Below are 8,079 nucleotides of genomic sequence, written 5' to 3'. Positions count from 1 at the left end.
GCCGCCCGCGCCGGGGAGCTGGGCAAGGGCTTCGCCGTGGTCGCCAGCGAGGTCAAGGACCTGGCGCGGGAGACCGCCAACGCCACCCAGAAGGTCAGCGAGCAGATCGCCGGCATCCAGGCCTCGAGCCGCTCGGTGGCCACCGGCATCCACCAGACCGCCGAGATCATCGGCCAGCTCGACGTCGTCCAGGCCCGGATGAACGAGGTCCTGGAGGAGCAGGCGCGGATGGCGACGGCCTTCGACCAGGCCGGCTGACGGCTCCGCAGGGGGGCGTCACCCGGTCGCGACGTTCGGGACGGTGCCGCCCGGGGCATGATCGCGGGCATGCAGCTTCCCAAGCCACGGGGACCCCTGAGCGCAGCCCTCACCGACGCGCTGCGGGAGGGCCGCCAGGTGTCCGCCGCCGTGGTGGCGCTCGCGGTGGAGGTGGCCGCCGCCAGCACCGAACCGCTCACCGACGACGACCTCCAGCTCAGCCTGGCGGTCTGCTACGAGCTGCACTACCGCGGGTTCGACGACGTCGATGACCGGTGGGAGTGGGACCCCGAGCTGCTGCGGCTGCGCGCCGTGCTCGAGGAGCGGCAGACCGCCGCGCTGCGCGGGCTGGTCGCGCCCTGGACCGTCACCGACGAGCCGGTCGACCGGCAGCTCACCGCGGTCATCGAGGCGGACGACGGCCCGTCGCTGTCCCGGCACCTCGCCCGGAGCGGGACGCTCGAGCAGTGGCGCGAGTACCTCACGCTGCGGTCGGTCTACCACCTCAAGGAGGGCGACCCGCACACCTGGGCGATCCCGCGGCTGGCCGGCCGGAGCAAGGCCGCGATGGTCGAGATCCAGGCCGACGAGTACGGCGGCGGGTCGGCGCAGCGCATGCACAGCCGGCTGTTCGCCGACATGATGCGCGACCTGGACCTCGACGACGGCTACGGCGCCCTCTGGGAGGCCGCACCGGCGGTGGCCTTCGCCTCGGTCAACACGATGTCGTTGTTCGGCCTGCACCGGCGCTGGCGCGGGGCCTGCCTCGGGCACCTCGCCGCGGTGGAGATGACGTCGTCCGAGCCCAGCCGCCGGTACGCCTCGGGGCTGCGCCGCCTCGGCTACCCGGACCGGACGGCGGTCTTCTACGACGAGCACGTCGAGGCCGACGCGGTGCACGAGCAGATCGCCTCGGTCGACATGTGCGGCTCGCTGGTCGCCGAGGACCCCGCGCTGACCGCCGACGTGCTGTTCGGCGCCCAGTGCGCGCTCGCCGTCGACGGGCTGGCCGCGGTGCACCTGCTCGGCGCGTGGGAGGCCGGCCGGTCGGGCCTGCGCACCGCGGAGCCGGTCGCCGCCTAGGGCCCGGGACCCGCCCGGGGCTCAGCCCTCGTCGGCCGACCGGAACAGCTCGGCGGCCGGGCGGGGGCGGGTCGGCGCGCTGCCGGCGTGGAAACCGGCCCGCTTGTGGCTGCCGTCGCAGAACGGCTTGATCGCCGACTTCCCGCACCGGCACAGCGCGACCGTCCTGCGGCCCGGGTCGATCTCCTGCCCGTCGGTGTCGACCAGCCGGAAGGTGCCGCGCACGATCAGCGGCCCGTCGACGTAGGGCGTGATGGTGGCCAGCGGGTCGTCGGCCGGCGGCTCGCCCCGGACGGCGGCATCGCTGAGGTCGGCGGTGTCGGTGGCCGGCTGCTCGGCCAGGGTCTCGTCGGGCACCGGACCGTCGTGCCCGGACGCCGCGCCGCTCAACCCCGCCTCACCCCTCGTGGCCGTAGAACACCTGCTCGACGACGGTGCGGGCGTGCCGGGTGACCCGGCGGTACTCGTCGAGGAACTCCCCGGCGTCCACCTCCGGGCCGTAGCCGCAGGCCCGGGCGACGCCGCTGAGCTCCAGGCCCTGGCGCGGCAGCTGGTCGCCCGGGCGGCCGCGCACCAGGAAGACCGCGTTGCGGGCGCGGCTGGCGAGCTCCCAGGCCGCGCGCAGCGGCCCGGCCTGCTCGGCGTCGAGCAGGCGCAGCGCCTGGAGCTGCTCCAGCGCCCCGGTCGTGGAGGTGACCCGCAGCCCCGGGTGCGCGGCGGCGTGCTCGAGCTGGAGCAGCTGCACCGTCCACTCGACGTCGGCCAGCCCGCCGCGGCCCAGCTTGGTGTGGGTGGCCGGGTCGGCGCCGCGCGGCAGCCGCTCGGCGTCGACGCGGGCCTTGATCCGGCGGATCTCGGCGACCTGCTCGGTGCTCAGCCCGGCGCCGGGGTAGCGCAGCGGGTCGACCAGGGCGATGAACTCCCGGCCCAGCGCCTCGTCGCCGGCGACCGGCTCCGCGCGCAGCAGCGCCTGCACCTCCCACGTCGAGACCCACCGCTGGTAGTACTCGGCGAACGCGCTCAGGCTGCGCGACAGCGCCCCCTGGCGGCCCTCCGGCCGGAGGTTCGCGTCGACCTCGAACGCGGGGTCCGGCGCCGGCTCGCCGAGCAGCCGGCGCAGCTCGTGCGCGATCGCGTTCGCCGTCGACGCGGCCTGCGACTCGGGGTGCCCGGGCCGGACGCGGTGCACGAACAGCACGTCGGCGTCCGAGCCGTAGCCCATCTCGGCGCCACCGAGACGGCCCATGCCGATCACCGCGACGTCGACCGGGACCTCGTCGGCGGTGGTGCCGTGCTCGGCGGCCCAGGAGCGGACCGCGGCGTCCAGCCCGGCGCGCAGGGTCGCGACCGCCACGGCGTGCAGCGCGCGGCCGACCGCGACGACGTCCCGCATGCCGAGCAGGTCGGCGCAGGCGATGCGCAGCAGCTCCTGCCGGCGCAGCCCGCGCAGCGCCTGGATGCCGGCCGACGGCGTGCCGGCCCGGCTGACCGCGCCGCGCCAGGCGGTGGTGAGCGCCTCGGCGCTGCGCGGGGCGAGCTGGGCGTCGTCGGCGAGCATCCGCAGCGCCTCGGGCGTGCGGGTGAGCAGCCCGGCCACGTACTGGCTGGAGCCCAGCAGCAGCGCGAGCCGCTCGGCGGCCTGGCCCTCGTCGCGCAGCAGCCGCAGGAACCACTGGTCCTCGCCGAGCGCCTCGCTCACCCGTCGGTAGGCGAGCAGCCCGGCGTCCGGGTCGGCGCAGGACGCGAAGGTCTGCAGCAGCACCGGCAGCAGGTAGCGCTGCATCTTCGCCGACCGGCTGAGCCCGCCGGTGAGCGCGCCCAGGTGGCGCAGCGCGCCGTCCGGGTCGGCGAAGCCCAGCGCCCGCAGCCACTCCCCCGCCGCCTTCGGGCCCAGCTGCAGGTGCTCGCCGGGCACCCGGGCCACCGCGGCCAGCAGCGGCCGGTAGAACAGCTTCTCGTGCAGCCGGCGCACCTCGCGGGTGTGCAGCGCGAGCTCCGCGGTGAGCACCGCGACGGCGTCGCCGCGCTGGTCGGGCTTGTAGCCCAGCGACCGGGCCAGCCAGTGCAGCTGGTCGGCGTCGGTGGGCAGCAGGTGGGTGCGGCGCAGCCGGAGCAGCTGCAGCCGGTGCTCGACGGTGCGCAGGAACCGGTAGCTGGCGACGAGGGTGTTGACGTCCTCGCGGCCGACGTAGCCGCCGGCGCCGAGCGCGACCAGGGCCGGGATGGTCCCCCCGGTGCGCAGCGTGACGTCGGCGCGGCCGTGCACCAGCTGCAGCAGCTGCACGCTGAACTCGACGTCGCGCAGGCCGCCGCGGCCGAGCTTGAGCTCCCGGCCGGCCTGCGCGGGCGGGATGTTGGCCTCGACCCGGCGGCGCATCCGCTGCACCTCGCCGACGAACCCGGGCCGGTCGCCGGCCTGCCACACCATCGGCCACAGCGCGTCGACGTACTCGCGGCCCAGCGCCGGGTCGCCGGCCACCGGGCGCATCTTCAGCAGCGCCTGGAACTCCCAGGTGCTGGCCCACTTGTCGTAGTAGGCGCGCATCCCGTCGAGGCTGCGCACCAGTGCGCCGGCCTTGCCTTCGGGGCGCAGCGCCGCGTCGACCTCCCACGCCGCCTGCCCGCACACCCGCATCAGCGCGCTGGCGACCCGGGTGGCCGAGGACAGCGCGGCGGCCTCGTCGGTGCCGGCGTCGACCGGCTCGGCGACGAACACGACGTCGACGTCGCTGACGTAGTTGAGCTCCCGGCCGCCGGTCTTGCCCAGCGCGATCACCGCAAGCCGGCACGGGACGGCGTCGTCCGGCTGCTCGGCGACGGCGATCGCCAGCCCCGCGGTGAGGACCGCGCCGGCGAGGTCGGCGAGCTCGCCGGCCACCTCGTCCGCGCGCAGCCCGTCGCCGAGGTCGCGGCCGGCCACCGACAGCACGGCGCGCAGGTAGGCGTGCCGGAGCGCCTGCACCCGCTCCGGGGACGCGTCGGGCGCCCCGCTGCCCAGCCGCACGCCCCACGGGGGGTCGTCGGGGTCGGCACCGACGGCGGCCAGCAGCTGCCGCTGCAGCTCGGCGGCGCCGGGCCGCTCACCGCGGTCCTCGGCGTCGAGCACCGCCCAGTCGCCCGGGTGGGCCACCAGGTGGTCGCCCAGACCGGAGCTGGCGCCCAGCACCGACAGCAGCCGGGCGCGCAGCGGGCCCGAGCCGCGCAGCCGGGCCAGCAGCGTCGCGGCCGCGCCGCCACCCGGGTCGTCGGCGTCCAGCGCGTCCACCAGCCGGGACAGCGAGCGGACGGCGAGGTCCGGGTCGCCGGCGCGGGCCAGCGCGGCGACCACGGGACCGGCCTCGGGGTCGGCGGGCTCGTTGCGCTCCAGGTCCCACAGCCCCAGCGCGGGGTCGGCCAGCAGCCGGGCGGCGCGGGCGCCGTCCTGGAACCCGAACCGGACCAGCCGGACGACGGCCCGCCGGGGGACGTCCTCGTCCTCGGCGGCGGGGGCGGCCATGCTCAGGCCCCCACCGCGGCGGTGCGGGCGTGCACCAGCTCCGCGAACCGGCCGGCGAACGGCGCCCAGACCTCGGCGACGTCGGGCAGCACGGCGACCGCGGCGGCGCAGACGGTGTCCGCGTCCAGGCCGGTGCTCGCGACACCGACCGCGTCCGACGCCGCCCAGCGCCGCAGCACCGCCTCGTCGGGCTCGATGTGGAACTGCAGCCCGTACACGTGCGCCCCGATGCGGAACGCCTGGTTCGGGCAGGCCGGGTTGCTGGCCAGCAGGGTGGCCCCGGCCGGCAGCCGGTCGACCTCGTCGTGGTGCCACTGCAGCACGTCCGGCGACAGCGGCAGCGGGGCGAACAGCGGGTCGGCGTCCGCGGCGTCGCGCTTGGCGACCAGCGTGGCACCCACTTCCGGACCGTCGGCGCCGACCCGGGTGCTGCCGCCGCCGGCCTGCGCGAGCAGCTGAGCGCCCAGGCAGATCGCCAGCGTCGGGACGTCGGCGGCGACCGCCTGCGCCAGCAGCGCGCGCACGCCGTCCAGCTCTGGGGACACCTCCGGGGCGTCCATCGACGACTGCGGCCCGCCGAGGACGACCAGCCCGGCGTGCCCGGTCAGGTCGGCCGGCAGCGCGTCGCCGGCGCGGACGTACCGCTCGTCGAGCTCCAGCCCGGCGGCGCGCAGCCACTCCCCCAGCCGGGTCGGTGGGTCGGTCTCGGAGGGGACGACGACGAGCAGACGGGCCACGTCAGCCAGGTTAACGGCGCCCGCCGGCCGGCCCCTAGATGCTGGGGAGGTACCGGCGGAGCTCGAACGGGGTGACCTCGCGGCGGTAGGTGTTGAACTCCTCCCACTTGTTGCGCAGGAAGAACTCGTACACGTGCTCGCCGAGGGTCTCCGCGACCAGCTCGCTGCCCTGCATCGCGGTCAGCGCCTCGCCGAGGGAGACCGGCAGGTCCTCGTAGCCGGCGGCGCGGCGCTCGGTGTCGGTGAGCGACCAGACGTCGTCCTCGGCCTCGGCGGGCAGCTCGTAGCCCTTCTCGATGCCGCGCAGCCCCGCGGCCAGCAGCACCGCGAAGGTCAGGTACGGGTTGCAGGCGGAGTCCGGCGAGCGCACCTCGACCCGGGCCGACTGCCCCTTGTTCGGCTTGTAGGAGGGCAGCCGCACCAGCGCCGAGCGGTTGGCCCGGCCCCAGGTCGCCGCGGTCGGCGCCTCGGTGCCGGCCAGCAGCCGCCGGTAGGAGTTGACCGTCTGGTTGGTGACGGCCGTCATCTCCCGGGCGTGGGTGAGCAGCCCGGCGATGAACTGCTTGCCGGTGGTCGACAACCGCATCGGGTCGGCCGGGTCGTGGAAGGCGTTGCGGTCGCCCTCGAACAGCGACAGGTGGGTGTGCATGGCCGAACCCGCGAGCTCGGTGAACGGCTTGGGCATGAAGGTGGCGTGCACGCCCTGGGCGAGCGCGACCTCCCGCACCACGTGCCGCAGCGTCATGATGTTGTCGGCCATCGACAGGGCGTCGGCGTAGCGCAGGTCGATCTCCTGCTGGCCGGGCGCGACCTCGTGGTGGCTGAACTCCACCGAGATGCCCATGGCCTCGAGCGCGAACACCGCCTCCCGGCGGAAGTCGTGCGCCACGTTGTGCGTGGACATGTCGAAGTAGCCGCCGAGGTCCGCCGGCACCGGCGGCGTGCCGTCGTCGGGCAGGTCCCGCACGAGGAAGAACTCGACCTCGGGGTGGGTGTAGAAGGTGAAGCCCATGTCGGCGGCCTTGGCCAGCGTCCGGCGCAGCACGTGCCGCGGGTCGGCCCACGACGGCGACCCGTCGGGCAGCGTGATGTCGCAGAACATCCGCGCGGTCTCGCTGGCCTGCCCGCGGGTGGCCGGCAGCACCTGGAAGGTCGCCGGGTCGGGCTTGGCGAGCATGTCCGACTCGTAGACCCGGGCGAAGCCCTCGATCGCCGAGCCGTCGAAGCCGATCCCCTCGGCGAACGCCGCCTCGATCTCGGCCGGCGCCACCGCGACGGCCTTGAGGTAGCCCGAGACGTCGGTGAACCACAGCCGCACGAAGCGGATGTCGCGTTCCTCCAGGGTGCGCAGGACGAACTCCTGCTGGCGGTCCATGCTCGCCATGTTCGCCTCCGGGCGTTGCGGGGGTGTTACGACGGGTCCACCCTGCCTCGTCGGGGCCGGTCGCGCACAGACCCCCGGCGTCCGTCGTCCGGGCGTGTCGCGGCGCCGGCGGGTCGGCGCGGCACGGAGCGCACCCGGACGACCCGGGCCGCGGACGGCGGACGACACTGTGCGGGTCCGTCCACCCGTCGCGAAGGAGCGGCCGCCAGCATGACCGAGTCAGTGCTCTACGGAGGCGCCTCCTCCGCCCGCGTCCGGGTGCACCACCTGCAGCAGGCCAAGGCCCGCGGCGAGCGGTGGGCGATGCTCACCGCCTACGACACGTACGCGGCGTCGGTGTTCGAGGAGGCCGGCATCCCGGTGCTGCTGGTGGGCGACTCGGCCGGCAACGTGGTGTTCGGGCAGAACTCGACGGTGCCGGTGACCGTCGACGACCTGCTGCTGCTGACCAAGGCCGTGACCCGGTCGACCACCCGGGCGCTCGTCGTCGCCGACATGCCGTTCGGCAGCTACGAGGCGGGCCCGCAGCAGGCGTTCGACACCGCCGTCCGGCTGATGAAGGAGGGCGGCGCGCAGGCGGTCAAGCTCGAGGGCGGGGTGCGCGTGGCCCCGCAGGTCAAGCTGCTCACCGACTCGGGCATCCCGGTGATGGCGCACGTCGGGTTCACGCCGCAGAGCGAGAACACCCTGGGCGGGTTCCGGGTGCAGGGGCGCGGCGACGGCGCCGAGCAGCTGCTGGCCGACGCCCGCGCGGTGCAGGAGGCCGGCGCGTTCGCCGTCGTCCTGGAGATGGTGCCCGCGGCGGTGGCCGCCCAGGTGACCCGCGAGCTCGCCATCCCGACCGTCGGCATCGGCGCCGGGCCGGAGTGCGACGCGCAGGTGCTGGTCTGGCAGGACATGGCGGGGCTCAACGGCGGCCGGGTGCCGAGGTTCGTGAAGAAGTACGCCGACCTGCGCGGTGAGCTGCTGCGGGCGGCGCAGGAGTACGCGACCGAGGTCCGCGACGGCGCCTTCCCGACCGCCGAGCACTCCTTCGACTGAGGCGGAGTGGATCCGTCGCGGTGACCCCCCCCCGAGCCCCCCCCCCCACCATCACGGGGCCCCGAACACCGCGGGGGCGC

Annotated in this window: 7 protein-coding genes; 3 read left to right on the top strand and 4 right to left on the bottom strand. The window is 75.7% G+C overall.

Annotated elements, in window-relative coordinates:
• Both AB0J00_RS11825 and AB0J00_RS11820 read left to right on the top strand, forming a co-directional pair.
• A partial coding sequence (locus AB0J00_RS11825; RefSeq protein ID WP_357744297.1) for a methyl-accepting chemotaxis protein occupies positions 1 to 258 on the top strand: 258 nt, incomplete at its 5' end.
• Positions 259 to 327: 69 nt separating this feature from the next.
• The gene (locus AB0J00_RS11820) at positions 328 to 1,341 is read left to right on the top strand and encodes an iron-containing redox enzyme family protein (protein WP_357744295.1); all 1,014 of its coding nucleotides are present in this window, start codon (positions 328 to 330) and stop codon (positions 1,339 to 1,341) included.
• 21 nt (positions 1,342 to 1,362) lie between these two features.
• Here AB0J00_RS11820 and AB0J00_RS11815 read toward each other — a convergent pair whose 3' ends face one another.
• The 4 genes from AB0J00_RS11815 to glnA are packed head-to-tail and all read right to left on the bottom strand — an operon-like array spanning position 1,363 to position 6,949.
• A complete protein-coding gene (locus tag AB0J00_RS11815; RefSeq protein ID WP_357744293.1) occupies positions 1,363 to 1,698 on the bottom strand; it encodes a CDGSH iron-sulfur domain-containing protein in 336 nt (111 codons plus the stop codon).
• Positions 1,699 to 1,738: 40 nt separating this feature from the next.
• Positions 1,739 to 4,837, bottom strand: a complete 3,099-nt coding sequence (locus AB0J00_RS11810; RefSeq protein ID WP_357744291.1) for a bifunctional [glutamine synthetase] adenylyltransferase/[glutamine synthetase]-adenylyl-L-tyrosine phosphorylase — start codon at positions 4,835 to 4,837, stop codon at positions 1,739 to 1,741.
• Positions 4,838 to 4,839: 2 nt separating this feature from the next.
• A complete protein-coding gene (locus AB0J00_RS11805; RefSeq protein WP_357744289.1) occupies positions 4,840 to 5,574 on the bottom strand; it encodes a type 1 glutamine amidotransferase in 735 nt (244 codons plus the stop codon).
• 34 nt (positions 5,575 to 5,608) lie between these two features.
• A complete protein-coding gene (gene glnA, locus AB0J00_RS11800) occupies positions 5,609 to 6,949 on the bottom strand; it encodes a type I glutamate--ammonia ligase (protein ID WP_357744287.1) in 1,341 nt (446 codons plus the stop codon).
• A 219-nt stretch (positions 6,950 to 7,168) separates the two neighbouring features.
• On the opposite strand from glnA, the gene panB reads away from it, so the two are divergent.
• Positions 7,169 to 7,999 (top strand): 3-methyl-2-oxobutanoate hydroxymethyltransferase, encoded by an 831-nt coding sequence (panB, locus tag AB0J00_RS11795; protein WP_357744285.1) that lies wholly within the window; start codon positions 7,169 to 7,171, stop codon positions 7,997 to 7,999.
• Positions 8,000 to 8,079: the final 80 nt, after the last annotated feature.

This window comes from Modestobacter sp. NPDC049651 (assembly GCF_040659695.1).
Lineage (GTDB): Bacteria > Actinomycetota > Actinomycetes > Mycobacteriales > Geodermatophilaceae > Modestobacter.
The sequence above is the reverse complement of the archived record's forward strand: the minus strand, read 5'-3'. Positions and strand labels throughout refer to the sequence as shown.

What these genes read in the sequence shown, in the direction of transcription:
- AB0J00_RS11820 (WP_357744295.1), top strand. Translation starts at nt 328, where the DNA reads ATGCAGCTTCCCAAGCCACGGGGACCCCTGAGCGCAGCCCTCACCGAC.
- AB0J00_RS11810 (WP_357744291.1), bottom strand. Translation starts at nt 4,837, where the DNA reads ATGGCCGCCCCCGCCGCCGAGGACGAGGACGTCCCCCGGCGGGCCGTC.
- glnA (WP_357744287.1), bottom strand. Translation starts at nt 6,949, where the DNA reads ATGGACCGCCAGCAGGAGTTCGTCCTGCGCACCCTGGAGGAACGCGAC.
- panB (WP_357744285.1), top strand. Translation starts at nt 7,169, where the DNA reads ATGACCGAGTCAGTGCTCTACGGAGGCGCCTCCTCCGCCCGCGTCCGG.